At 62.2% G+C, this 26528-nt stretch carries 21 protein-coding genes and 1 pseudogene; 4 read left to right on the top strand and 18 right to left on the bottom strand.

The genetic code is table 11. From position 1 onward, the window contains the following. Positions 1–15 precede the first annotated feature (15 nt). From KO539_RS23515 to KO539_RS23455, 14 genes and pseudogenes are all read right to left on the bottom strand, one after another. Positions 16–1569, bottom strand: a complete 1554-nt coding sequence (locus KO539_RS23515; protein ID WP_219312065.1) for a sugar ABC transporter ATP-binding protein — start codon at positions 1567–1569, stop codon at positions 16–18. 79 nt (positions 1570–1648) lie between these two features. After that, the gene (locus tag KO539_RS23510; protein WP_176388832.1) at positions 1649–2608 is read right to left on the bottom strand and encodes a sugar ABC transporter substrate-binding protein; all 960 of its coding nucleotides are present in this window, start codon (positions 2606–2608) and stop codon (positions 1649–1651) included. Positions 2609–2815: 207 nt separating this feature from the next. Then, on the bottom strand, positions 2816–3697 hold the full coding sequence (locus tag KO539_RS23505) for an EamA family transporter (protein ID WP_219312064.1): 882 nt from the start codon (positions 3695–3697) through the stop codon (positions 2816–2818). A 158-nt stretch (positions 3698–3855) separates the two neighbouring features. After that, positions 3856–4956 carry a zinc ribbon domain-containing protein gene (locus tag KO539_RS23500; protein WP_219312062.1) on the bottom strand — a complete coding sequence of 367 codons (1101 nt, stop codon included), beginning with the start codon at positions 4954–4956 and terminating at the stop codon, positions 3856–3858. Between the two features lie 8 nt (positions 4957–4964). Further along, a complete protein-coding gene (locus KO539_RS23495) occupies positions 4965–6089 on the bottom strand; it encodes a zinc ribbon domain-containing protein (protein ID WP_219312060.1) in 1125 nt (374 codons plus the stop codon). A gap of 65 nt (positions 6090–6154) precedes the next feature. Then, positions 6155–6880: a hypothetical protein gene (locus tag KO539_RS23490; RefSeq protein WP_152598803.1), complete on the bottom strand. Its 726-nt coding sequence runs from the start codon at positions 6878–6880 to the stop codon at positions 6155–6157. A gap of 47 nt (positions 6881–6927) precedes the next feature. Beyond that, complete coding sequence (locus KO539_RS23485; RefSeq protein WP_257626416.1) at positions 6928–7671, bottom strand: hypothetical protein; 744 nt, start codon at positions 7669–7671, stop codon at positions 6928–6930. 174 nt (positions 7672–7845) lie between these two features. Beyond that, a pseudogene (locus KO539_RS30745) lies at positions 7846–7953 on the bottom strand (zinc-ribbon domain-containing protein); the annotation flags it as partial. A gap of 281 nt (positions 7954–8234) precedes the next feature. Next, positions 8235–10496, bottom strand: coding sequence for a YgiQ family radical SAM protein (locus KO539_RS23480; protein WP_219312205.1), 2262 nt, complete (start codon positions 10494–10496; stop codon positions 8235–8237). Positions 10497–10733: 237 nt separating this feature from the next. After that, positions 10734–11012, bottom strand: coding sequence for a DUF4404 family protein (locus tag KO539_RS23475; RefSeq protein ID WP_035823070.1), 279 nt, complete (start codon positions 11010–11012; stop codon positions 10734–10736). Positions 11013–11023: 11 nt separating this feature from the next. Then, a complete protein-coding gene (locus KO539_RS23470) occupies positions 11024–11236 on the bottom strand; it encodes a VF530 family DNA-binding protein (RefSeq protein WP_034753881.1) in 213 nt (70 codons plus the stop codon). 113 nt (positions 11237–11349) lie between these two features. Further along, positions 11350–13503 (bottom strand): M3 family metallopeptidase, encoded by a 2154-nt coding sequence (locus KO539_RS23465; RefSeq protein ID WP_219312056.1) that lies wholly within the window; start codon positions 13501–13503, stop codon positions 11350–11352. A gap of 225 nt (positions 13504–13728) precedes the next feature. Further along, positions 13729–15864: a M3 family metallopeptidase gene (locus KO539_RS23460; protein ID WP_257626414.1), complete on the bottom strand. Its 2136-nt coding sequence runs from the start codon at positions 15862–15864 to the stop codon at positions 13729–13731. A gap of 154 nt (positions 15865–16018) precedes the next feature. After that, a complete protein-coding gene (locus KO539_RS23455; RefSeq protein WP_034753936.1) occupies positions 16019–16237 on the bottom strand; it encodes a SlyX family protein in 219 nt (72 codons plus the stop codon). 161 nt (positions 16238–16398) lie between these two features. On the opposite strand from KO539_RS23455, the gene KO539_RS23450 reads away from it, so the two are divergent. Both KO539_RS23450 and KO539_RS23445 read left to right on the top strand, forming a co-directional pair. Beyond that, complete coding sequence (locus KO539_RS23450; RefSeq protein ID WP_225243865.1) at positions 16399–16776, top strand: type II toxin-antitoxin system RelE/ParE family toxin; 378 nt, start codon at positions 16399–16401, stop codon at positions 16774–16776. Further along, entirely contained in the window at positions 16773–17129 is a 357-nt protein-coding gene (locus tag KO539_RS23445) for an addiction module antidote protein (protein ID WP_219312054.1), read from the top strand. Before KO539_RS23450 ends, KO539_RS23445 begins: the two co-directional genes overlap by 4 nt. Before the next feature lie 7 nt (positions 17130–17136). Here the strand turns inward: KO539_RS23445 and KO539_RS23440 are convergent, their stop codons facing one another. Beyond that, the gene (locus KO539_RS23440) at positions 17137–19197 is read right to left on the bottom strand and encodes a UvrD-helicase domain-containing protein (protein WP_051991465.1); all 2061 of its coding nucleotides are present in this window, start codon (positions 19195–19197) and stop codon (positions 17137–17139) included. Between the two features lie 209 nt (positions 19198–19406). On the opposite strand from KO539_RS23440, the gene KO539_RS23435 reads away from it, so the two are divergent. Beyond that, entirely contained in the window at positions 19407–19892 is a 486-nt protein-coding gene (locus KO539_RS23435) for an SRPBCC family protein (RefSeq protein ID WP_219312052.1), read from the top strand. Position 19893: 1 nt separating this feature from the next. Here the strand turns inward: KO539_RS23435 and KO539_RS23430 are convergent, their stop codons facing one another. Together KO539_RS23430 and KO539_RS23425 are read right to left on the bottom strand one after the other, a co-directional pair. Further along, positions 19894–21015 carry an HD-GYP domain-containing protein gene (locus KO539_RS23430; protein WP_374106480.1) on the bottom strand — a complete coding sequence of 374 codons (1122 nt, stop codon included), beginning with the start codon at positions 21013–21015 and terminating at the stop codon, positions 19894–19896. Positions 21016–21179: 164 nt separating this feature from the next. After that, positions 21180–22628, bottom strand: a complete 1449-nt coding sequence (locus KO539_RS23425; RefSeq protein ID WP_219312050.1) for a dihydrolipoyl dehydrogenase — start codon at positions 22626–22628, stop codon at positions 21180–21182. A 129-nt stretch (positions 22629–22757) separates the two neighbouring features. Here KO539_RS23425 and KO539_RS23420 point away from each other — a divergent pair, with 129 nt between their 5' ends. Next, the gene (locus KO539_RS23420; RefSeq protein ID WP_219312048.1) at positions 22758–23648 is read left to right on the top strand and encodes an ArgP/LysG family DNA-binding transcriptional regulator; all 891 of its coding nucleotides are present in this window, start codon (positions 22758–22760) and stop codon (positions 23646–23648) included. A gap of 1 nt (position 23649) precedes the next feature. On the opposite strand, the gene KO539_RS23415 is transcribed toward KO539_RS23420, so the two are convergent. After that, positions 23650–25710, bottom strand: a complete 2061-nt coding sequence (locus KO539_RS23415; protein ID WP_219312046.1) for a primosomal protein N' — start codon at positions 25708–25710, stop codon at positions 23650–23652. Between the last annotated feature and the right edge of the window lie 818 nt (positions 25711–26528).

Raw genomic sequence — 26528 nt, 5'->3', positions numbered from 1 at the left:
AATCTTTCCGGCGGATCAGGCCGCAGCTGGAGTGGAAGTGGGGGTCAAATAGCCGGAGAAGGCGGCCGACAGCAGCGCGTCCTGGCTCCAGGCGCCGCGCTCGAAGGTCTCGACGATGCTGCCGGCGCTCATGACGGCGATGCGGTCGCAGATCAGCATCAGTTCGCGCAAGTCGCTCGATACAATGACGAGGCCTTTGCCCTGGCGCGCCTGTTCGGCCAGCACCTGATAAATATCAAACTTGGCGCCGATATCGATGCCGCGCGTAGGCTCGTCAAACAGCATCACGGGGCAGTCGCGATACAGCCAGCGGGCGATCACCACCTTTTGCTGGTTACCGCCGGACAATTCGGCCACCGTTTGCGCGCTGTTGCGCGAACGGATGCCCAGGCGTTGGATGTAATCGTCGGCCACCGACGCTTCGGACGCGTCGTTGAGCCAGCCCGCGCCACTGACGGTGTCGAGCGAGGCCAGGGTGGTGTTGACGGCGATGGACTGGCGCAACAACAAGCCTTGTCCCTTACGGTCTTCCGTGATCATGGCGATGCCGGCCTTCACCGCTGCCTGCGGCGAGTGCAAGGCGGCCGGCGTTTCGCTGTCGCCAAGGAACACGTCGCCGGCATCGGCACGGTCGGCGCCAAAGATCAGGCGCAGCAATTCCGTGCGGCCCGAGCCGATCAGGCCGGCGATGCCGAGGATTTCGCCGGCGCGCAAGTCGAACGAGGTCGGGTTGACGACCTTGCCGCGCGCCAGTCCCCGCACGCGCAGCAGCGGCGCGCCGATGGTGCGCCCGCTCAGGTCGACGGCGTCGTCAGCCGAGCGGCCCACCATCAGGCTGACCAGGTCGGCGGCGGAATGGCCCGCGATATCGTCGTCGCACACGAGCTGGCCATCGCGCAGCACGGCGATGCGGTCGGCCACGCGCTTGAGTTCTTCCAGGCGGTGGGAAATGTAGATGATGCACACGCCTTCGGCTTTCAGGCGTTCAATTTGCAGGAACAGCAATTCCACTTCGCGGTGCGTCAGCATGGCCGTCGGCTCGTCGAGCACCAGCAGGCGGCAGGCGCCGATCAAATTGCGCGCGATCTCGATCATTTGCTGGTGGCCGATGCCCAGTTCGCCCACGAGGGTCCACGGATCGAGGCCACCCAAGCCCACTTTTTCCATCTGTTCGCGCGCGTCGCGTTCGAGGCGCGTACGGTCGATGAAGCCGAAGCGCTGCGGCAGGTTTTTCAGGTACAGGTTTTCCGCGATCGACAGGGTGGGAATCAAATTGAGTTCCTGCATCACCATGCGGATGCCCAGCGCCTCGGCGGCGCCGCGCGAGGCGGGCTGGTAGGGCTTGCCGTCGAGCAGCATCGTGCCCGTGGTGGCTTGCTCCAGGCCGCAGATGATCTTCGACAGGGTGCTCTTGCCCGCGCCGTTCTCGCCCGTCAGCGCCAGCACCTGGCCAGGGGCGAAGCGCAGGCCCACGCCGCCCAGCACGGGGCCGACATAGGACTTGCCGATGTTATCCAGGGTCAATAGAGGGGTGGCGGCTGATGGCGCCGGGGGGATGTCGATGGGCATGATAAAACTCCGCGGGAAAAGACGGCGGGGCCGGCGCCAGCAAGGTTGCGATGGCGCTGGCCCCGGCGGGATCAAACGATCAGGACTTGGCGCCCTTGGCGACCAGTTCGACCTTGGTTTCAATGACGCCACCCAGATCGGCCTGTTTCTTCTTCTGCGCCAGCGCTTTCAGCACGGTTTCGATGCCGAACACGGCTTGCTGCGAACCGAACTGGTCGGCGGTAGCCAGCACGCGGCCATCGGCCAGCATCGGCTTGATGGCGTTGATGTTGTCGTAGCCGACGACGAGCACTTTGCCCGTCTTGCCGGCCGCCTTGATGGCGGAAATGGCGCCGATGGCCATGTTGTCGTTACCGCACAGCAAAGCCTTGATGTTCGGATTGGCGTTCAGCATGGCGGCCGCGACCGTGTTGGCAGGAGCGATTTCCCACTGGCCCGACTGCACGCTGACGACCTTGGCGCCGGCCGCGTTCATGGCGTCCTGGAAGCCCAGGGTGCGCTGCTGCGCGTTGTAGGTGGTCGAGACGCCTTCGATGATGCCGACGGGGTCGCCCTTCTTGATCTGCTTGGCCAGGAAGTCGCCAACGACCTTGGCGCCCTTGCGGTTGTCCGGGCCAACGAACGGTACGGAAATACCCTTCTCTTTCAGGGCGCCTTCGTCGAGCTTGTTGTCGATATTGACGACGATGATGCCCGCGTCGATGGCTTTCTTCAGTACCGGCACCAGCGCTTTCGAGTCGGCCGGGGCGATCACCAGCGCGTTGACGCGCGAGACGATCATTTGCTCGACCAGCTTGATCTGGCTCGACGTATCCGTTTCATCCTTGATGCCGTTCGACAGCAAGTCGTACTTGGCGGCATTGGCCTTCTGATGCGCCTTGGCGCCATTTTCCATGGTCAGGAAAAATTCATTGGCGAGCGACTTCATCACCAATGCGACCTTCGGTTTGGCAGGTGTCTGCGCCATCGCCGGCACGGCGGGCAAGGCACACACCAGGACAGCGGCGGCAATCATTTTCAGGCGAATACGGGATGTCATGAGCGTCTCCAGAGTTGTTGGTCAAGCACGTGTACTGCATGCTTTTTAGGAAATTCGTTGCGCGCAAACGTTTGCGCGAAGCGAATAGTGCCTCAATGCCCTATTACAGTGCAAGCAAAACTGTATGTGCGGTGCAGCAAAAAGGCAGCGCCCAGAGGGAAACATCCAGGCTGATGCGATCAGCCTGGCGAGGGGAAATGCGTGGATTCAGGAATTTGTTGGGAGACGGGCGCTGGCCCATTGCACGGCCAGCACGCTGGCCAGCACCAGCAGCAAGCCCAGCATCGACCAGCCCGTCATGGCCTGGCCCAGCAAGGCCCAGCCCAGCACGACGGCCATCAGGGGACTGAGCAGTCCCAACGAGGAGACGGCCACGGGCGACAGCCTGGCGATGCCGCGGAACCACAAGGCGTACGCGAGCAGGGCGCCAGCCAGGCACAGGTAGGCGTAGGCCAGCACTTGCGGCAGGGATAGCGCCGGCAAGGGCGCGTCGGCCAGCCAGGCGACGGGCGCCAGCATCAGGCCGCCGAGCAGCAATTGCCAGCCCGTCAGCGCCAGCACGGGCAAGTCCGGCTTCCAGCGCCGCGTCAGATAGGTGCCGGCCGCCATGCAGGCCGTGCCACCCAGCGCGGCGGCGATGCCGATCGGTTCCCACACGGTGCGCGGCGACAGCAACAAAACACCCATGCCAGCCACGCCCAGCACGCTGGCCCCCAGGGCCAGGCGGGCCGGACGGCGCCCTTCCACGCCCCAGGCCAGGCCCATTACCAGCAGCGGCTGGATGGCGCCCACCACGGCCGCCAGGCCGCCCGGCAAGCGGTAGGCGGCGACGAACAGCAGCGCCTGGAACACGCCGATATTCAGCGCGGACAGGATCAGCACGCGCATCCAGTCGCGCCGCGCGGGCAGGCGCCGCATGACCAGCAGCAACAGCAAGCCGGCCGGCAAGACGCGGATCAGGGCCGCCGTGAAGGGCCGGTCGGGCGGCAGCAATTCGGACGTGACGATATACGTGGAACCCCAGATCAGGGGCGCCAGCGCCGTGAGCACGATATCGCCCCAGGCGGGGCGGACAGAAGAGGCATGCATGCACTATCTCGACATTAAGATAAAACTCAGTGTGGACGCAAACTATCTTGATGTCAAGATAAATGGGCGTGCGCGCCGCTGCCTGCGGACGTAAAAAAACCCGGCATGGCCGGGCTCGGGGAAACAGATCAGGCGGCAAGGTGCGCCGCCTGACAGATTTAATCGCGCACGCGCCGCAGGGTTGTTACCCGCACGCCGCCCATGCTGATCTGCGCCGTGCTGCCATCGTCGCTGACGATAATATCCATGGCCGCTTCGCCCGCGCCTTCCGGCGCGATCGTCACGGTATTGCCCTTGGTGGTGAAGGTGGCCTTGGTCGAGGTGCCGTTATTGATCACGCTGTCACTGGTAAATTCCAGGACGTTGCCCATCGCCGCCTGCCATTTCCCCACCGCCGGGTGGCCGCCAAAGCTGAACACGCTTTTCAGCTTGTCCAGCATGCCCGCGCCCTGCACGGCTGGCGCTTTGCCTATCACACCGGTCATGGCCGCCTGGCTCATCTGCGTTTCGTCGATGACTTGCCATTGCTTGTCGACCAGCGCCATCGGCAGTCGCACTTGCAGATCGCCGTCCGGCAAGCGCTGCAGGATCAATGCGCGGTCCGCAGACTTGGCGAACCACGCCGCCTCATCGGTCAGCGTCAGGGTGGCCTTGGCCATCGCCACTTGCTGTGCGCCCAGGTCGCGCACCTGATCGTAGCCGCTGACCTTGGCCACTTTCACGCCCTTGGCCACGCACAGCTTGTCGCCGCGCAAGGCCGCCTTGCCCGGCGCGGCCAGCGCGTAGACAAATTGCGATTGCGCAACCCAGCCCCCGCTGCCCTGTTCGACGGGGGCGTTGTACAGCCCGCTACGCACGAGGATATCCAGCCATTGCCGAGTGGAACTGTCGTACGAGGCCACACGGATCTCATCCTTCTGGTACGGCAAGTTGGTAAGGCACAGCAACTTGTCGCGCACCGCCTCGTCAGCGGCCAGGTGGGCATCGATGGCGCGGCTGAAACTGCTGGCCGAGGCCGCCTCTGGCTTCAGCAGCCACGCCAGGGCGCCGCCAGCCACAACGACGACCGCCAGCACGCCGCCGGCGATCACGACGTGGCGCCGCTTCACGCCGGACAGTGCCGGCGTCGCGGCTGGTGCGGATGCCGGTACAGGAGCGGACGCGGGCGCCGGTGCGGCGTTGACAGCCTTGCCGCATTCATCGCAGAAGCGCGCGCCGGGAGCATGGGCGGTGCCGCATTTGGTGCAGAAGTGAGCCATGGTGTGCCTTACTTGAGTTTATGCGCGCATTCGCCGCAGAACACGTCATCGGACGCGACCGGCGCTTTGCAGCTCGGGCATTGCAGGCTGTCGGCCGGCGCAGCGGCCGAAGCAGCGGGAGCGGCTGGCGTGGCCGGTGCCGCAGCTTGCTCGGCCAGGGCGCGCGCACGGTCACGCGCTTCCTCGGCTTTTTTCTTGACTGTGGCCAGGCCGTCATTCAGGCTCGCTTCCGATGCGCTGAAATCGACATTGCGCGTGGCGTTCAGGTAAATGATGCACACGCCCTTGGTGAAGATCAGGCCCGGTACCACGGCCGCGGCCGCCAGCAGCAAGCCGCCGCCCAGGCCCGCTGCGATGATGTAGCCAGAACCGCCATTCAGACCCGAAGCCAGGGTATACATATTCATCTGGCCGCCCAGGCCCAGGATGCCTGCGGACATGCCGCTGGTCAGCGATACGCCGGTACCGACCACGCCAAAGATCAGCAGCGCCACAAACGTCGTGATCAGGAACAGCAGCACTTCCAGCAGAATCACGGACACCAGCTTGGTGCGCACGATCAGGTTCAGGCGGGCAATGATCTGGAATATGGTGGCGCCCGACCAGGCGGCAGGGCCGGCCAGCGGCAGCATCACGTAGAACAGCGCAAACACCAGCACGCCCAGCACGATGGCCGACAGCGGGAAGACGACCGTGTACAGCACGGGGCCGAGCACGGGAATCTTGCAGACAAACAAGATGATGGCGATGGTGATCATGGCCGCCAGCACGATCAAAAATTCAAGGAAGACGACCGCGATCAGGCGGTGGCTCGTGTACAGCGAAACGAGCATGGCATCAACCAGGCTCATGCCAGGCTGGCCTTGCGCATCGCGCATCAGCATGATGCCGACGGCGTTGGAGCCGTAAAACATCACGAGGAAAGCCATCAGGCCACCGACAAAGACCAGCAGCGGACTGCTCATGCCGCCGGCAAGCATCGTCAGCACGCCCCCGACGAGCACGGCGCTGATGAAGGTCAGGGCCAGCAGCGCAATCGCGCGAAAGTTCCTGATGGCGTCGGTCGCTTCGATCAGCGAACCCACGGCGGAGGAAAAGGGAAGAGGTTGATGTGTTTGTGTGGAATTGGTCATGTCTGGCCTGGAAGGGGTGAATCGGGAGGGGACGGCCTGCCTGGCCGTCCCATGGTCATGCTGTGTCAGTAGGCGAGCGCCAGTTGCAGCTCGTTCGCGGGCGCCTGGCGCTGGACGATCTGCAGCTTGACGTCCTGGCCGCCGACGCGCTTGCTATTCAGGTACAGGGCCGTGCGTACCGGGTAAATGCCCTGCGGCACGCCTTCAGGCATCGGAATCGAGAAGCCGCCCTTGTAGGCGCCGCTGCCGTTATTGCTGCTGACCACCTTGCGCACGGTTTTGATCAGGTCGCCATTTGGCTTGTACAGGCTCAATTCCTCTTCCACCAGCGGGTTCGGATCGCGCGTGCCGGCCGCCACTTCGATGTACGAATTGGTCTGCGCCTTCTGGCCCGGACGCACGGAGGACGGCGTAAAGCCCGTCTCGTATTTCACCAGGGTCGACTGCTCGGGCAGCTTGCCCTTGTTGGCCACCTTGTAGTCCGTCTGCACCTGCTGCGCCGTCTTGACTTGCTGGCTTTGATAATTCAGGGCCACGCAGGCGAGCGCGCCCAGGCTGGCGCCCAGGGCCGCGCCACGCACGGTATTGTTGCCGCCACCCAGCAAGCCGCCCACGACGGCGCCGATGCCGGCCAGCATGGCCGTATTGCATTCACCACTGGCCGCTTCCGTGCCTGCGGTGGTGGTATTGCCCGTGGCGCCAGGGCCGCCCGGCGCGGCGCAGCCGGCCAGCATCGACGACACGACCAGCATCGCCACCAGGGGCTTGGCCATTTGTTTCAAGTTTTTCACGTTATTCTCCGAAAGAATCAAAATAGGAATGGGAGGCAAGCCGCGGCTTACTCGATCTGGATTTGCGACAGCGCCTTGTCTTGCGCTTCCTTCGCCTTGCGCTTGATGTCCTGCGCATGGCGGTTGCCCTTGTCCATGCGCAACACGGCATTCGCATTGGCAATGGCACAGTCGTATTTGCGCTGGCTCATGCAGTGGCTCGCTTCCGACAGGCTGTCCGTGATCACGCTTTCCAGGCCTGTCGTCTGTTTGACAGGCGCCGGTGGCGGGGTCACCTTGACGGGCTTGGCCGGTTTTTCCACGACAGGGGCTGGGGCCGGTGCTGGAGCCGGCTCGGGTGCCGGCTCGGGTGCTGGAGCAGGCGCTGCCGCTGGCTCAGGCTCGGCAGCAGGTGTCGCGGCAAGGTCGCCCGCCGAGCCGCCATCGAGCGCAGCGTCATCGATGGCCAGCGGCTGCTCGGCGGCCGGCGCAGGGTCTTCCTGCACCGGCAAGGTTGCCTCCGGTTCAGGCACGGCGACAGGCGGCTTGCCTGACAAGAAATAGTAAGCGCCCGCACCACCCAGCAGCACCACCGCTGCGACGGCCGCGGCGATCAGTTTCATGCGCTTGCCAGCCGGTGGGCTGTCAGGCGGCGTGTCGGGAACGCTGTCTGTCACTGCTGCGGGAGCGGCTTCTGGTTCCCGTGCAGGGGCGGGCGCAGGGACAGGATCGGCACGGCGCTTTTCCAGCACCGACGGCGGCGCAGGTGGCGCGACCGGTTCCGCCACCGGTGCCGGGGCAGGTTCAGGCACGGACACGGGTTCAATGACAGGTTCAATGACGGGCGCAATCACCGGCGCGATGACCGGCTCTGGCAGCGGCGGCGGCACCGCTGCGGCCACCGGCGCCACGGCAAAGCTGAACGCGCACTTGGGGCAGAACCGGGCGTCCGGCTTGCAGTCATGGCCGCACTGGCCACAGGATTTTCCCGGCACCGGCGCGGCAACGGTCGTGGCAACGGCAAACGTCGTGCCGCAGGAAGAACAGAATTTGGCGCCCGGCTTATTCTCGGCCTGGCAGGAAAGGCATTTCAATTGGCATCTCTTTTCATCTAAACGCTGGGAGCCGCGTACGCTGGCGATTGCCAGAATGGCAGTATTGTTGACGTACGGCTAAATGTTCAACGAGTATATTTTCAAATACCAAGTTGCCACAAGGGAAAATTGCCTTTTGCTCTATTCAATTTTTAAATATTGGTAAAAATCCTGCCAGCATGGCGTGCTGCGCCCCATGTTGGTGCGCAGATGGCAAAAAACCCGGCAACGCTGTATGCGTTGCCGGGTTCTCAGTCGATGCCGGGGACAGTGACGCTGGCTTACTTGCGTCCGCCCCGTGCCGGTGCGGCATGAGCGCCCTTGGCTGGCGGCTTGCCGCCACGGCCCATCGGCACGGCGGCCGGCTTGGCCTTCGTTTTGATGGTCGACAGGATCGATGGACGCACTTTCGATTCGACGGCGGTCGCCTTCGGCGCGGCGGCCGTGCCGCCCAGGGCGATGCGGTTCTTGCCCGGCGTGACCTTGAACTTGTCCGGCGTGCCGGCGCCATGCGTCTGGCGGCTGCGTTCGCCTGCGGCCAGGCCGCCCGACTCGGACGAGGTCCAGGCCGGAATCAAATGCTTGTCGCCATTGCCGATCAAGTCGCCACGGCCCATGTTGACCAGCGCTTCGCGCAGGATCGGCCAGTTGGCCGGGTCCTGATAGCGCAGGAAAGCTTTATGCGTGCGGCGGATTTTGCCGCTGCGGGCCGTTTCCACCACTTCCGAATCCGCCGTGACCTTGCGCAAGGGATTCTTGCGCGTGTGATACATGGTCGTCGCCATGGCCATCGGCGTGGGCATGAAAGTTTGCACCTGGTCCAGCTTGAAATTGTTCTTCTTCAGCCAGAGGGCCAGGTTCAGCATGTCCACGTCCGTCGTGCCCGGATGGGCGGCAATGAAATACGGGATCAGATACTGCTTCTTGCCTGCTTCCAGGGAAAAACGGTCGAACATTTCCTTGAACTCGTCATACGCGCCGATGCCAGGCTTCATCATCTTCGACAAAGTCCCCTCTTCCGTGTGCTCGGGCGCAATTTTCAAGAGGCCGCCGACGTGGTGCGTCACCAGTTCCTTGACGTATTCGGGCGAACGCACGGCCAGGTCGTAGCGCAAGCCCGAGCTGATCAGCACTTTCTTGATGCCGGGAATGGCGCGCGCCTTGCGGTACAACGAGATGAGCTTGCTGTGATCCGTGCCCAGGTTCACGCAGATGGACGGGTACACGCAGGACAGGCGGCGGCACGACACTTCGATCTCTTTTTCCTTGCAGGCGAGGCGGTACATATTCGCCGTCGGGCCACCCATATCGGAAATGGTGCCCGTAAAACCTTTGGTTTTATCGCGGATATGCTCGATTTCGCGCAGGATCGACGGTTCCGAGCGGCTCTGGATGATGCGGCCTTCGTGTTCCGTGATCGAGCAGAAAGTACAGCCGCCGAAGCAGCCGCGCATGATGTTGACGGAAAAGCGGATCATTTCCCAGGCGGGAATATGCGCCTTGCCATAGCTCGGATGCGGGGCGCGCGCGTAATTCATGTCGTACACGCCATCCATCTCGTCCATGGCCAGCGGCAGCGGCGGCGGATTGAGCCACACGTCGCGCTCGCCGTGCGCCTGCACCATGGCGCGCGCATTGCCCGGATTCGATTCCAGGTGGAACACGCGCGAGGCGTGCGCATACATGACGGGGTCATCCTTGACGACGTCGTAGGCGGGCAGGCGCACCACCGTCTTGTCGTGCTTTTCCTTGGCCATGGCCAGACGCTCTTCGCGGCTCATGATGCGGATCGGCTTGATGACCTCGGCCGATTTCGACGCATTTTCCGTGGCGCAGGCGGTCTTGTCTTCCTGCACCATATCATACGGGCTGTAGTGCGGATCGACCTTGCCGGGCACGTCGACGCGGGTGGAATTGTGCACGCCCCAGTCGTCACCAGGCAACCAGCCGGACGGCACCATGAAGGCCGTGCCGCGCAAGTCGCGGATATCCTTGATGTGTTCGCCGGCGGCCAGGCGATGCGTCAGGTCGACCAGCGCCCGCTCGGCATTGCCGAAGATCAGCAAATCGGCCTTGGAATCGGGCAAGACGGAACGGCGGACCTTGTCCGACCAGTAATCGTAATGGGCGATGCGGCGCAGCGACGCTTCGATGCTGCCGATCACCACCGGCACGTCGGGATACGCTTCGCGCGCGCGCTGGGCGTACACGGTGACGGCGCGGTCCGGGCGTTTATTCGGTTCCGCGTTCGCCGTGTAGGCGTCGTCGGAGCGGATCTTGCGGTCGGCCGTGTACTGGTTGACCATGGAATCCATGTTGCCGGCGGTAATGCCGTAGTACAGGCGCGGCTTGCCGAGGATGCGGAAGGCGTCGGCCGACAGCCAGTCCGGCTGGCTGATGATGCCAACGCGGTAACCCTGCGCTTCAAGCAGGCGGCCAACGAGGGCCATGCCGAAACTCGGATGGTCGATGTAGGCGTCGCCCGTGACGAGGATGACGTCGCACTGGTCCCAGCCCAGCGCGTCCATCTCGGCACGCGACATCGGCAGGAAAGGCGCCACGGCAGCGCGGGCAGACCGCTTGGGAACGGTCGCAAATAAATTGGTAGGGGAGCTCATAGGGTACGGATTGTACCGGAATTGGCCATTTCCAACCTGACGGCCTGCTTTTTACGGTTGGATTTCAGTACAAAAAACGTTTATTTTTCAATCACTTGAGGAAAAAAGGCCCTTGGGGTCAGACCCTTCCGGGGTCTGACCCCAGCTTTTCCCTGGGTTACATCAGATTCCCATATTGGCCAGGATCTCACCCAATTCCCGCAACGCCGGCTCCAGTTTCGGATGCTTGACAGCAAACTTGGCCGACAATTCCTGGCTGCGCTCGGCCAGGCCATAGGTGATCGACTCTTCTTCCTGTTCCTGCGCGGCGCGCTTTTCCAGCAGTTGCTGAATATCGCCATTGAGCTTTTGCAGCAAACCATGCGTTTCTTCATCCACAGGATCGCCAGATGCGATGGTCGATTGCAGCTGTTGCAACGATTCCTTGAGTTTGCTATCCATGTTTTTTCCTGTCAGTCGGTAAATTGCGTGTCCAGGAACAATTGTTCCACCTTGCTTCTGGCCCACGGGGTCTTGCGCAAAAACTTCAGGCTCGACTTGATGCTGGGATCGCTGATGAAGCAATTGATATCGATGTGCTTGGCCAGGCCATCCCAACCGTAATGGGCTTGCAGGCGCGTCACGATACCTTCCAGGGTAATGCCATTCAAATCTTGCTGACTCATAAACTCTTTCTTTCGACTGCCTTCTTGTTTACATCTTACTCAATTCTACGCCGCCGGCACAGAAAGCTTGCGTGCGCCAGGTCAACGCAACGCAAGCTTCTGATGAGGACGTCTTACTTGGCGTTCAAGCCGCGGCGTTCCAGCAATGGCTCCACGGTGGCATCGCGACCGCGGAAGTCGCGGAACAGTTGCAGCGCATCGACGCTGCCGCCACGCGACAGCAACTTACTACGGAACCAGTCGCCATTCTTGCGCGTCAGGCCGCCGTTTTCCTTGAACCAGTTGACCGATTCCGCGTCCAGCTTTTCCGACCACAGGTAGGCATAGTATGCCGCCGAGTAGCCGCCCGAGAAGCTGTGCGAGAAGTAACTGGTGCGGTAGCGCGGCGGCACGGGCGCGTAATCGACGCCAGCGTCTTTCAACGAGGCCGCTTCAAAGGCCAGCACGTCCGTCGGGATCTGGCTTGGCGCCAGCTGGTGCCAGCGCTGGTCCAGCAGGGCTGCCGACAGGTATTCCGTCGTCATGAAACCCTGGTTGAATTTCTTCGCCGCCGTGACCTTGTCGAGCAATTCCTGCGGCATGGCCGCGCCGCTCTGGTAGTGCTTGGCATAGTTTTGCAGCACTTCCGGCCAGACGGCCCACATTTCATTGACTTGCGATGGATACTCGACGAAGTCGCTCGGCACGCTGGTGCCGGCAAAGCGCGGATATTTCACGTTCGAAAACATGCCGTGCAGCGCATGGCCGAATTCGTGGAACATGGTCGTCACTTCATCGAACGTCAGCAAGGTCGGCTGGCCGGCGGGCGGCTTCGGAATGTTCAATTGGTTGGCCACCACCGGATGCGTGCCCATCAAAGACGATTGCGACACGTATTCATTCATCCACGCGCCGCCATGCTTGTTGCCGCGCGCATAGAAGTCGGCGATGAACAGGGCCAGCGGCTTGCCGTTGGCGTCCGTCACGTCGTAGACGCGCACGTCCGGGTTGTACACCGGTAGATCAGTACGTTGCTTGAAACTGATGCCATACAACTTGTTGGCGGCAAAGAAGACGCCGTTGTTCAGCACGCTGTTCAATTCCAGGTACGGTTTCAGTTCGTTTTCATCGAAATTGAAACGTTGCTTGCGCAGCTTGTCCGTGTAGATGGCCCAGTCGGCCGCCGCTACCTGGAAACCGCCTTTTTCCGCATCGACCACTTGCTGCAGGTCGGCCGCTTCGCGGCGTGCGTTGGCAACGGCTGGTTTCGCCAGTTCCGACAGCAAGGTGTTGACGGCCGTCGTGGTCTTGGCCGTCTGGTCTTCCAGCGAGTACGCGGCGTAGTTGGCGTAACCGAGCAGGGTGGCCCGTTCGGCGCGCAGTTTGGCCAGTTTCAGCACGATGGCGCGGTTGTCGAACTCGCCGCCCTGGCTGCCGCGGTTCAGCGACGCATCCATCAGGCGCTGACGCGTCTTGCGATCCGTCAATACGGCCAATGGCGGCTGACCGCTGGTGTTGACCAGAGCAATGAGGAACTTGCCCGTCAAGCCCCGTTCCTTGGCGGCAGCAGCAGCCGTATCGATATCGCTGTCCGTCATGCCGGCCAGTTCAGCACGCGTGTCGACGACGATGCTCTTGGCATTCGTTTCCTTCAGCACGTTTTGCGCGAAGGCCGTTTCCAGGCCCGCCTGCTCGGCGTTGTAGGCTTTCAATTTTTCCTTGTCCGCATCGGACAGCTTGGCGCCGGCGCGCACGAAATCCGTGTGATAACGGGCCAAGAGGCGCAAGGATTCGGCATCGAGGCCCAGCTTGTCGCGCTTGGCGTACAGCGTGTCGATGCGGGTAAACAATTTCGGATTCAGGGTGATCGCGTCGCCATGCGCGGCCAGTTTCGGCGACACGTCCACTTCCACCGCTTCGAGCACGCTGTTCGTGTTGGTCGACGTCATGTTGCTGAAGATGCTATTCACGCGGTGCAGCAGCTGTCCCGTGCGCTCGAGGGCCACGATGGTGTTCTCGAACGTGGGCGCCTGGCGGTTGCTGGCAATCGCGTTGACTTCGGCCAGCTGGCGTTTCATGCCTTCGGCAAACGCGGGCGCATAGTGTTCATCCTTGATCAGGCCGAACTGCGGCATCTGGAATGGCAGCGGGCTCACTTTGAGCAGGGGGTTCTGGGCGCTGACGGCAGCGGCAGGCGCGGATTTTGCAGTGGCGGCAGCCATGGCGGATGGGGCGGCGTGGGCCAGCATGACGCTGGCGGCGATGACGAGCAGTTGTGGACGGATCATGACATCTTTCAGGAAGCGCGGGAAGAACCGCGATCGCGTCGCGGGCCAGTGGCAGATCATAGCAGTCTGTCACACAGGCGTCATCCAACATGGGCGATCCTGTGGTGCATCACGCCAACTGCGCGGTTTACCACGGTCTACAATCAACATCGCCAAATAAAAAAGGCTGCCAATCGCTTGGCAGCCTTTTTCATGCACCCGGCTTTGACGCCGGAATCAGACGATTTACTTGCCGTTCAGGCCACGGCGTTGCAGCAGCGGCTCGATCTTCGCATCGCGGCCGCGGAAGTTGCGGTAGATGTCGAGCGCATCGGCGCTGCCGCCGCGCGACAGCAGTTTAGTGCGGAACCAGTCGCCGTTCTTGCGCGTCAGGCCGCCGTTTTCCTTGAACCACTCGACCGTGTCGGCATCGAGCTTTTCCGACCACAGATACGCGTAGTAGCCGGCCGAGTAGCCGCCCGCAAACGCGTGCGAGAAGTACGTGGTGCGGTAGCGCGGCGGCGCCGGGGCGAAATCGACGCCGGCATCCGTCAAGGCGGCTTTTTCAAACGCCAGCACGTCGGTCGGGATCTGTGCCGGGGTCAGCTGGTGCCAGCGCTGGTCCAGCAGGGCCGACGCCAGGTATTCCGTGGTTTTATAGCCCTGGTTGAAATTGTCGGCCGCCGTCACTTTCGCCAGCAGTTCGGCCGGGATAGCCGCGCCCGTCTGATAGTGCTTGGCATAGTTTTGCAGCACTTCCGGCCACAGCGCCCACATTTCATTGACTTGCGACGGGTATTCGACGAAGTCGCGCGGCACGCTGGTGCCGGCAAAGCGTGGATATTTCACGTTCGAAAACATGCCGTGCAGCGCATGGCCGAATTCGTGGAACATGGTGTTGACTTCGTCAAACGTCATCAGGGTCGGCTGGCCCGCTTCCGGCTTTGGAATGTTGAGGTTATTCGCAATCACCGGCTTGCGGTTCAGCAAGCTCGACTGGCCCACATAGGCATTCGCCCAGGCGCCGCCGCGCTTGTTGCTGCGCGCGTAAGGGTCGAGCGTAAAGATGGCCAGTTGCGTGCCGTCTTCATTGAAAACGTCGTACACCAGCATGTCGGACGTGTAGACGGGCAAGTCGGTGCGCTGCTTGAAAGTGAGACCGTACAACTTGCCGGCGGCAAAGAACACGCCACGGGTCAATACGCTGTGCATTTCAAAGTACGGTTTGAGTTGCGTCTCGTCGAAGTTGTAGCGTTCGGCGCGCACTTTGTCGCTATAGAAGGCCCAGTCGGCGGCGCCCACCTTGAAGCCGCCCTTGCCCGCATCGATGACCTTCTGGATATCGTCCGCTTCACGCCGGGCGTTGACGACGGCCGGCTTCGCCAATTCGCCCAGCAGGGCGTTCACGGCGGTCGTGTCGTGCGCCGTCTGGTCTTCCAGCGAATAGGCCGCGTAGTTCGGGTAGCCCATCAGCGCGGCGCGTTCGGCACGCAGTTTTGCCAGTTCCAGCACTTCCTGGGTATTGTCGAACTCGCCGCCACGGCTGCCGCGCGCTTGCGAAGCGGCCATGATGCGTTCGCGCACGGCGCGGTTGGTCAGCAGCGACAGCGGCGCCTGGCCCGTCGTGTTGACGAGGGCGATCACGTATTTACCGTCCAGGCCGCGCTTCTTGGCCAGGCCGGCGGCCACTTCAATGGCGGCCGGCGACAGGCCGTCCAGTTCTTCGCGCGTGTCGACAACGACGGCCGAGGCGTTCAATTCCTTCAGTACATTTTGCGCGAACTTGGTCGACAGGGCGGCCAGCTGGCCATTGTAGGCGCGCAGCTTTTCCTTGTCGGCCGCCGACAGCTTGGCGCCGGCGCGCACGAAGTCCGTGTGATAACGTTCGAGCAGACGTTTCGATTCGGCATCCAGGCTCAGCTTGTCGCGCTTGGCATACAGGCTGTCGATGCGCTTGAAGAGTTTGTCGTTGAGCATGATCGCGTCGCTGTGGGCCGCCATTTTCGGCGCCAGTTCACGTTCCAGGCCCTGGATCGTGTCATTCGTATTCGAGCCGGACATCACGGAAAACACGGTGCGCACGCGGCTCAGCAGCTGGCCCGAGCGTTCCATGGCCACGATGGTGTTGTCGAAGGTCGCTGGTTTCTTGTTGTTCGCAATCGCACTGATTTCCGCCAGGTTGGCGGCCATGCCTGCCGTAAAGGCGGGCGCGTAGTCAGCGTCCTGCACCTTGTCGAACGGCGGATAGTTGAATGGCAGGCTGCTGGCCTGCGCAAACGGGTTCGAGGCAGGCAGCGTTGCGGCCGCGGTGGCGGCAAAAACGGCGGCGGCTGGCGCCAGCATCAGGCTGGCGGCGATGACGAGCATTGTTGGACGGGTCATGTCTACTTTCAAGGAACGCAAGAGAGCCGCGATTGTGTCGCGGGCCAGCCTGAAATAATAACAGCCTGACACACTTGCGTCACCAGCAACTACCGATGGTAGCGCGCCAGCCAGTGATGAACGGTTTTCATGCGCCCCGCGTCACGATGCCGATTCAATAATGTGGCGGACGCTCGTTGACCAGCCCGCCATTCGCCTGCTGCGCCCCGTCGCGCACGTGTTCGCCCAGCTTGTGCAGCATCGCTTCGAGCTGGTCGATGCGCTTGCCCTGCTGGTACACCATCTGGTTCAGCGACTCGACCAGGTCTTCCTGCTGCGCCAGCTTGATTTCGATATCGACGAAACGTACTTCCATCTGTTCTGCATTGTCCATGGTGCTCACGGTGACTCCTGACTGAAAGCGGCATTCTACCGCCGTCACGGCGTGAGCCAGCACAAACCTCGTCCATTCCCCATCGGCCAGGCGGCGATTTCTGCCTATTCTTCCCTTATGGCTGAATCAAACCGCTTGACGAATGAGAACAAACGATTACAATGGACCTATCCACCTTGCCTGACTTGATCGATACGCGCAAGACGGCTGAATACCGCCGCTGGGAAGACACCTTGCACGACGTGGCGGCGGCGGCCATCGATGCGCGCATCAAGCATTTGCAGCACGGTAAAAAGGGCGACTGGCGGCCAGTGGGCGAAGGCGTGTGCGAGCTGCGTTTTTTACAGACAGGACCGGGCTGGCGCGTGTATTTTCACGAAACGAATCTGGGCACCCTGATCTTGCTGCTGTTGGGTGGCGACAAATCAAGCCAGCGACGCGACATCAAGCAGGCGCAAGCGATACTCAAGGACTTGAAAGCCCGGCAGGCGGCCCTGAAGAAAGCGGCGGCGGCATCCACAGGAGCACGAAAAAAATGAACCAACATATCGACCATGACACCTTCGACCTCGACGACCTGGAAGCATTAGGGCTGAGCAAATTCGACCCGACGCAACACCTGACCAGCAAGGCCGCCGTGGCCGCCTACATGAGCGAAATCGTTGCCACCGGCAACGCCGAACTGTTCCAGTCGGCCATGAACGACGTGGTGCGCGCCTACGGCATGGGCAAGGTGGCGGCCCGGGCCGACATCACGCGTGAAGGCGCCTATAAAGCCTTGCGCGAAGGCAGCAAACCGCGCTTCGAAACCATTTTGAAGATGCTCGATGCGCTGGGCATGCAGCTGGCCATCGTGCCGAAAACCACGCCCGACGGCGCCGTGGAAGCGTGAACGCCGCTTAGCCCTTCGGCGCGGCCAGCAAGGCTTTCATGCGCGCCAGACGCTCTTTCGGCGAAATTACTTCCGCCTCCGTCGGCACGGCGTCGCCCACGTCGAGTTCCATTTCCTTGATGAAGCGCGACGGGTCGCAATGGACTTGCTCGCCCGCCCGCTTGCGCTTCTTGCACCAGGTGATGTGCAAGGTGCGCTGGGCCCGCGTAATACCCACGTACATCAGCCGGCGCTCTTCCTGGATGCGTGCGGCGATGGTTTCGGCCGGCGCGTCGGGGTCGCCCTTGTGCGGCAAAATTCCCTCTTCCACGCCGACCAGAAATACGTGCGGAAACTCCAGGCCTTTCGACGCGTGCAGGGTCGACATGCGCACGGCGTCCTGCTCTTCGTCCTTGCCCTCGAGCATGGTCATCAGGGCCACCATCTGCGTCAATTCCAGCACGTTCTTTTCTTCGCCGTCGCGGTCCTTGCCGCCCCGGCCCCGCTCCTTGAGCCAGTTGACGAATTCCAGCACGTTCTGCCACTTGCTTTGCGCTTGGCGTTCCTCGAAGGCATCGTACAGATACGATTCGTAGTGGATTTCCTTCATCATGTCGTCCAACACTTCGGCCGCGTTGTCGCCGCTGCCGGCCGCGCCGGGCCGGCTGGCGCGCGATTCGAGGTCGTTGATGAAGTTGCAGAAGTCGCGCAGCGGCCCCAGCTGGCGGTCCGTCAGCTTGGCTTCGATGCCGCCTTTGAACACAGCCTGGAACAGCGAGCACTGCCACTGCCCCGAAAACGCGCCCAGCACTTCCAGGGTCGACTGCCCTACGCCACGGCGCGGCGTCGTCACGGCGCGGATGAAGGCCGGGTCATCGTCTTCATTGGCCAGCAAACGCAGGTAGCTGATGATGTCCTTGATCTCGGCCTTGTCGAAGAAACTCTGGCCGCCCGAAATCGTGTACGGGATGCGTTCCTTGCGCAGACACTGCTCGATGATGCGCGCCTGGTGGTTGCCCCGGTACAGAATCGCGTAATCGGAAAATTTGTTCTTGCGTTCAAAATGGTCGGCCGAAATCATGATGGCGACCTGTTCCGCCTCCTGCTCGTCCGTCTGCATGCCCAGCACCTTGATCGGCTCGCCCAGGCCATGTTCCGACCACAGCGACTTTTCAAACAGCTTCGGATTATTGCCGATGACGGCATTGGCCGCATTGAGCACGCGCATGGTGGAGCGGTAATTCTGCTCCAGCTTGATGACGCGCAAATCGGGGAAATCCGTTTCCAGCGTTTTCAGGTTTTCCACGGTGGCGCCGCGCCACGCATAGATCGCCTGGTCGTCGTCACCCACGGCCGTAAACATCGGCTTCTTGCCGATGCCCGTCACCATCAATTTCACCAGTTCGTACTGGCACGTATTCGTGTCCTGGTATTCGTCGACGAGCAGATAGCGCAGGCGGCGCTGCCACTTGTCACGCACGGGGCCGTTGTTGCGGAACAGTTCCACGGGCAAGCGGATCAGATCGTCGAAATCGACGGCCTGGTAGGCGGACAGCGTTGCCACATAGCTGCGATAGATGCGCGCCGCGTTCGCCTCATCTTCATCCTTGGCTTGCGCCAGGGCCATATCCGGGTCGATCAGGCCATTTTTCCACAGGGACATGGCGTTCTGGATGCCACGAATGACCTGTTTATCGGTGGTAATGGCGAGGTCTTGCACGAGGGAAAAACAGTCATCGCTGTCCATGATGGAAAAGCGGTCTTTCAAGCCCACGCCATTGGCTTCCTGGCGCAGGATTTTCACGCCCAGCGAATGGAAGGTCGAGACCGTCAACTGCTTGGCCTGGCGTGGCTGTTTCAACAGCTTGGCGATGCGTTCCTGCATTTCCAGCGCCGCCTTGTTGGTGAAGGTCAGCGCGGCGATGGTGCGCGGGTCATAGCCCCGGTCTTCGATCAGATGAGCGATCTTTTGCGTGATCACGCGCGTCTTGCCCGAACCGGCGCCCGCCAGCACCAGGCAAGGGCCGTCGAGGTAGGTAACCGCTTCGCTTTGGGGCGCATTCAGACCGAACTGTGGTGCTTTGGACATCAGGGTATTTCCGCAGGGAACAGCAGCCCATTGTAACAGCGTCGCGTGGGCTATTTGCATGGCGGACCATGCCTGAAAAACAGGCAATGGCATTGATATATCGCCATATGCCGCCATCTTGACCGATGCAATGCGTGCGGCACGGCCACGCCTGGAGTACCATTCCGCCTATATCGCCCGTGCGCGCCCCCTTACCGAATGGCAGTCCCATGAAATTTGAACACCTGATTGAAATCAACGACCCCTTGAACCCGCTGATCGACACCTTGAGCCTGGAACAGGTCTGGCGCGGCCTCGTCTTGCGCGCCGAGTCGCCCAAGCTGTTCGTGCCGCACCTCGATGAATGCCAGATCAGCGAGCGCAGCGATGCCGGTTTCGCGCGCAGCCTGCGCTATGGCGAGCTGGTCATCAACGACAGGGTGGTGCTGGTGCCGCAACTGCAGGTGCGCTACGAAGTGCCGGCGCAAAAGGACATCAGCGCCTCGTCATTGATCATGACCATCGAGATGCCCGACGAAGCGAGCCTGTGGGTGCGCTTCCAGTACGACGACGGCCACGACGCGGCCACCGATGCGGCCAACGCCCTGTACGACGACTTCCGCCGTTCCGCCTACAAGGAATCCGACATCGACACCGTGCGCATCATGCGCGAGCTGGCAGTCGAAGGACGGCTGGATGCGGGTCTGTTGAACTAAATTACGCTCGCGCGCTGCGGCCCCATAGCTGATCAGGGCGAAACTGCAGTCCCGCCTGCTCCGCACTGAGCACTTCGCGGATGGCGTGCAAGTCCACGCGCGTGTCGCGCCGCAGCGGCACGTCCAGGCGCGCGCCACGCGGACCGATCAGCGACTGCACGTGCGGCGTGGTGGCATTCAAGCCCTTGCGCGTGACGACACCGATTTCCCCATTCAACAGTTTGACGAAGGTGCCGACCGGATAGATGCCCAGCTCGCGCACCAGCAGCGACGCCAGCGGCGCATCGAGCGTGGCCTTGTCGGCCATCAGCATTTCGCGCAGGGCCACGTTGGGCAGCAAGGGCTGGCGATAGCTGCGTTTCGAGACGCGCGCGCAATAGCGGTCGGCCAGCATGATCAGGCGCGCGCCGATGCCGATCGCCTCACCTTGCGTGCCCAGCGGATAGCCGCTGCCATCGATATTTTCATGGTGCTGCAGCACGGCTTGCAGCCAGACGGCGTCCGTCACGCCCGCCGCGCGCAGCAAGTCGACACCGGCTTGCGGATGGGCGCGCAAATAGGCCCGTTCCTGCGCGTCCAGCGGACCTGCCTTGCGCTGGAAATCCGCATGGCGTTCCAGCATGCCCACATTCATGCTCAGCGCGGCCAGCACCACGCTGCGGATCACGCCATCATCGAGCTTCAGGGCGCGCGCCAGCAAGGCCGTGATGACGGCCGTGTCGACGCTGTGGCGCACGGCAAAGTCGCCCGCGCCCTGGTTGTGCAGGATGCAGGCCAGCGCCACGTCGGCATCCAGCGCAACGGCCTCTTCCACCAGCTGCGCCAGCGGCGCGAGGGACAGGTGGCTGTCCGCCTGCCCGGCGGCAATGGCCGGCAAGACGAGGGCCAACCCGGCCGTGACGAGGTTCAGCATGCGCAGCGCCGACGGCGCTTCCGTGGCCGTGCGCGGCACGTCGGCGCTGGTATCGGCGATGACGCCGCGCGCCAGCAGCAATGCGATCTGGTTCTCGCTGCTGATGACATGGCCCAGCCTGGCCAGCAAGCTGCCCGTTTCGCCATGCACGTCCCAGGGCAAAGCCACGCCGAGGGCCAGTTCTCCCGCATAAATGCGCCGAATTTTCACATCGTCTCCGTGTCATCGCCAGCCGCTACCCTTTTACCATTGCGGCATGGGCGGCATATACCAATTGAAATGTTTTTTGCTTTTAATCAATATTTCAATGTGGCAGCGATGATCGCGCAATCATGTGCGCTTGTCTACAAAATTGTTTAAATACAAAAATTGCATCAGACGCCAGGCGAGCAATCTGCGCAGCCGGGCGCGTGTTCCGGGTCTTTTTCCAGGTGCAGCGCCAGTTCGCGCAAAGCCGTGCGCACGCCTTCCTCGATGACGGGGTGGTAGAACGGCATGTCAAGCATGGCCGGCACCGTCAGCTGCGCCTGGCATGCCCAGGCCAGCAAATGGCCCAGGTGCTCCGCCCTCGGGCCGATCAGCTCGGCGCCGAGAAAGCGCTTGCTGCCGAATTCCGCATACACGCGCAGCAAGCCCTGGTTTTGCAGCATCACGCGGCTGCGGCCCTGGTTGCCGAACGACACGGCGCCGACGGCGAAACGGCCCGCGTGGCTCACGCACAATTGCTGGTACGTGGCGCCCACGGTGGCGATCTGCGGTTCCGTGAAGGCGATCGTCAACGACGTGCGGCGCAAGCCAGGTTTGACGTCAGGAAAACGCGCCGCATTGTCGCCCGCGATGCGGCCCTCGTCGGCCGCCTCGGGCAGCAGCGGCAGTTCGTTGTCGGCATCGCCGGCGATGAAGATGGCGCTTTTGCCGCACTGCATGGTATGCGGGTCATGCAGGGGAATGCCGTGGCGGTCGAGCTCGATTTGCGCCGTTTCCAGGCCGATCTTGTCCACGTTTGGCGCGCGGCCGATGGCGGCCAGCACATACTCGAACTGCTCGGTTTTTTCCACGCCGGCGCCATCGCTGCTGGTCAGCAGGATGCCGCTGCCGTCAGGCGTTTTTGCCATGTGTGCGACCTTGGTCATGAAACGGATATCGAGTTCGCGCGCCAGCACGGCATCCGCCTCGCGCAGCACCAGCGGGTCCGTTAGCTGCGCAACTTTATTGCCGCGCGCAAACAGGGTCACGCGCACGCCCAGGCGGGCCAGCGCCTGGCCCAGTTCCAGGCCGATGACGCCGCTGCCGACCACGGCCACCGAGCTGGGCAAATCCGTCCATTCGAACACGGCGTCGCTGGTGATGACACGCTCACCGGCCGCTTGCCACTCGGGCGGCACGATGGGCGTGGAACCGGTGGCGATCACCACACTGGCCGCTTCCACCAGCGTGTGCTCATCCACCTGCAATGTTCCGGGGGAAATAAAACGCGCATGGCCGCGCAGTTTTTCTTCCTCGGGGATGGCGTTGACGCCGTCGAGCACGAAGCCGACAAAACGGTCGCGCTCGCTGCGCACTCTGGCCATCACTTGCCGGCCATCGATGCGCACGGAGCCCGGGTGCACGCCGAAACCGGGCGCCGCAGCCACGGCATGGGCCGCCTCGGCCGCCGCGATCAAGAGTTTGCTGGGCATGCAGCCCACCCTGGCGCAGGTCGTGCCGTACGGTCCGCTTTCGATCATCAGCACGCGCTTGCCCTGCATGCGCGCAGCCTTGTGCGCCGTCATGCCGGCCGTGCCGCTGCCGATCACGGCCACATCCACTTGTAGTGTTTTCATCGTGCTATCCATCCCACCGAGGTTACTCACAGCGTTCGATACTACCCGTTTGCCAAAAATAAGGTTTTACTTTGCAGCAATATATGCATTAGTATAACTAATCATTTTCAAAATTTATAAGCTGAGCTAATGGGATCACTCGATTATCGCGCGCTGGCCGTGCTGGACGCCGTGGCCAGCCATGGCAGTTTCGACAAGGCCGCCCTGGCGCTGGGCATCACCCAGTCGGCCGTCTCGCAGCGCATCAAGGCGCTGGAAGACGCCAGCGGGCGATTGCTGATCATCCGTGGCCAGCCAGCCGTGCCGACGGGCCTGGGCCAGCGCCTGATCGTGCACCATCGCAACGTCAAGCTGATGGAAGCGTCGCTCGACATCGACCTGGGCAACAGCGTCAGCATGCCGGAAATCGCCATCGCCATCGATGCCGACAGCCTGGCCACATGGTTCCCCGACACCTTGTCCGCCCTGCTGGCGCCGCCGCGCTGCCAGCTCGATGTGCGCCTGGCCGACAGCGACAGCGCCTTGCAAATGGTGCGCGACGGCTCCGTGTTTGGCTGCGTGGCAGCCGAGTCCGGCACAGCGATCGACGCGGCGGCCGCCACCAGCGTCACGCCGCTGGGCACCTTGCGCTATGTGTGCGTGGCAACACCCGTGTTTGCCGGCCACTGGTTCGGCGATGGTTTTATTGCCGAGGCGGTGCAGCTGGCACCGGCCGTCGTGGGCCAGCACGGCTTGCTGGCACGTTTCCTCGCTGAACAATTAAACATGCGCGAACCGTTTCCGCACCATACTTTACCGGTGGAAGCGGCGCGCCGCGGCTGCGTCCAGGATGGCCTGGCCTATGGCCTGATGCCGCAGCGCCTGGCCGCGCAGGCGCTGGCAACAGACCGTCTCGTGGATCTGATGCCGGGCAGCACCCTGGACGTCCCGCTGAGCTGGCATGCATGGACCCTGGACACGCCGTTTACCAAGCTGCTGTCCGAGCAGATCGTCAAGTCCGCGCGCGACTACCTGATTTGATTTAAATATCCAGCGGGTCGACTTCCAGCGACCATTTCACGCGCGACTTCATGGCGCGCAATTCCGCCAGCCATTCTTTTAAAAACGCCTGCAGAGCCGGCCGCGAGGGCGATTCCAGCAGCAGCTGGGCGCGGTCCACGTTGTAGACGCGCGTCATGCTCATGGGAATTGGGTCATTGATGGTCACTTGCGGGTGTGCCATGCACTCTTTCGCCGCCTGCAGGAATTCGATGGCGGTCGCCAGCTCGGGCGCCTCGGCGCGCAGCAGGGCCTGGAACAGGTAGGGCGGCAGCGCCGCCTGCGCCCGCTCTTCCAGCAAGGTGGTGGCGAAGTGGTCGTAATCGTGGTTGACGACGGCGTCGTACAGCGGATGGCGCGCATAGCGCGTCTGGATCAGCACCTCGGACACGCTGCCGCCTTCCGTCTGCGCGGCCCGCCCGGCGCGGCCCGCCACCTGCATCAGCTGGGCGAACAGCCGTTCGCTGGCCCGGTAATCCTGCGAAAACAGGGCCGTATCCGGATTCAAAATGCCGACCAGGGTCAGCTTTTTGAAATCGTGCCCCTTGGCCACCATCTGCGTGCCGATCAGAATATCGACTTCGCCGCGGTGCACGGTGTCGAACGCTTCCTGCGCGCTGCCCTTCTTGCGCGTGGAATCGGCATCGATGCGCAAGATGCGCGCCTCGGGAAACAATTGCTGCAAGCCCTCTTCCACACGCTGCGTGCCGCGTCCCAGCGGCTGCAGGTCGACGTTGCCGCACGTAGGGCAATGGCGGGGGATGCGCAGTTCCAGACTGCAATGGTGGCAGCGCAAGCGGTGTTCGGGCTTGTGCAGCACCATGAACGAGGTGCAGCGCGTGCAATTGCTGATCCAGCCGCACGATTCGCAGCAGATGACGGGCGAATAGCCGCGCCGGTTCAGGAACAGCAGCGACTGCTCCCCGCGCTCCATGCGCAGTTTTAATGCGGCTATCAGATGCGAAGTCAGGCCGTCTTTCGGCTTGTCGCGCTCCATGTCCAGGATCTTGACGCGTGGCAACACCGCATTTTTCACCGCCCGCTCGCGCAATTCCAGCTTGCGGTAGCGCCCCGTCTGCGCGTGGTGCCAGCTTTCCAGCGACGGCGTGGCCGAACCGAGCACGATGGGAATTTGCAATTGCCAGGCGCGCCACACGGCCAGGTCGCGCGCGGAATAGCGCAAGCCTTCCTGCTGCTTGTAGGACGGGTCGTGCTCCTCGTCGATGACGATCAGTTTGAGCTTCGGCAACGATGCCAGGATGGCCAGCCGCGTGCCGAGCACGATGCGCGCCTGGCCCTGGTGGGCGGCCAGCCAGTGCAGCATGCGCTCGCCTTCGGACAGGCTGCTGTGCAAGGTGGCCAGCATGACGCCGGGAAAGCGCGCGCGGATATTGCCTTCCAGCTGGGGCGTGAGGTTGATTTCCGGCACCAGAATCAGGATTTGCGCATCATCCTCGCGCGCCAGCACCTGGGCGCAGGCTTGCAGATACACTTCCGTCTTGCCGCTGCCCGTCACGCCGTACAGCAGGGTCGGCTTGAACCCCTGTGCGCCGCCGATGGCGTCCGCCGCTTCCTGCTGCGCCGGGTTGAGCGCCGGCATGTTCAGCGGCGTGCCGTCATGTGCGTCGGCCAGCTTGCCCAGCTTCTTGATGGCGCGGTCGAGCGCCACGGTGGTCAGCACGCGCAAGTTCTTCGGCAAACCCGGCAGCGCCACCTCGCCCAGCGGGCGCTGGTAGTAATCGGCGGCAAAGGCGGCCAGCGCCAGCCACTGTTCCGACAGGGGCGCCAGTTGGCTGCGCACGGCCAGCACATCCTTCAGTTTCGCGGCAGGCACGTCGGTGCTGCTTGAGATGCCGACGATCAGTCCCATCACTTCGCGCCGGCCGAACGGCACCAGCGCCAGCTGGCCCACTTGCGGCAGCGGTGCGGCAGCGTCCGCGCCGGCGTCAGTCACCGCTGCATTCCAGCGGTAGTCGAACAGGGCGTTCAAGGGCGTGTCGAGCGCGATTTTCAGGATGCACGACGTCAAAATGCACTGCGACATGGGGGGTGGGCCTATCTGAATAAAAAAGCGCGCCGCAGGGTAAATGGCGCGCGGGAAGTCCGGCATCAAGCCAGCGGGCCATGATACTTGTTTCATCCCTCAAACGCCTAACGGCAGGCAGGACAGCGTGTCATCGTGCCTGAAGAAAATTCTGTGGATAACTTTGTGGACAAAGCAAAATTAACTTTCAGAAAAATGTGGATAGAAAATTTCGATCGCCGTCAAGAGCGGCACGCAAGAAAAATTAAGCATTTAAAATCAATGGCTTAAAAATTGACGCCCGGGAGGCTGGAAATCCAGGGGGCATTTCCGCCGCTGTGCATAACTGAACCATTTGTAATGTATTTATACAGAAATCAGCAGCGTTTTGCGGCGCCCGAGCGGGAAAAACAGCGGCGGCATGCGACAAAGTTGACAATTGCCGGGCAAGCGTTCGTTTTTTGCTGCCGGGCGGCGAAACATTGTTCAATTATCATGCACTGCAACATGCACTTCAGGTGAAACCTGAACATCGACGCTAAGTATCGGTTAACAAAATACTTTTCAATTTTATCCACAGAATCTGTTGATAACTTTGTGGACAATGAAGGAATAAGGCAGGCGAACGAAAGAATAACCTTATCAATAGCAACAAAGTCCGCCGGACAATGCATTTTTTATGCCTTAATAATCAAGCACTTGCACAGCCTCTCCGGGCATGGCTTTGACGCTGCCTCTTATTTCCGCAGCAAAAAAAATTGTGCATAAGTCGGTATTTCTTGCTGGGGCGCAGCAAAGAAAAAGGCAGGCTTCCGCTGGAAAGCCTGCCTTTTCCGCCC

This window comes from Janthinobacterium sp. NKUCC06_STL (assembly GCF_019345455.1).
GTDB classification, from domain to species: Bacteria; Pseudomonadota; Gammaproteobacteria; order Burkholderiales; family Burkholderiaceae_D; genus Janthinobacterium; species Janthinobacterium rivuli.
Note: the sequence above shows the minus strand (reverse complement) of the source record. Positions and strands in the feature narration are given on the sequence as shown.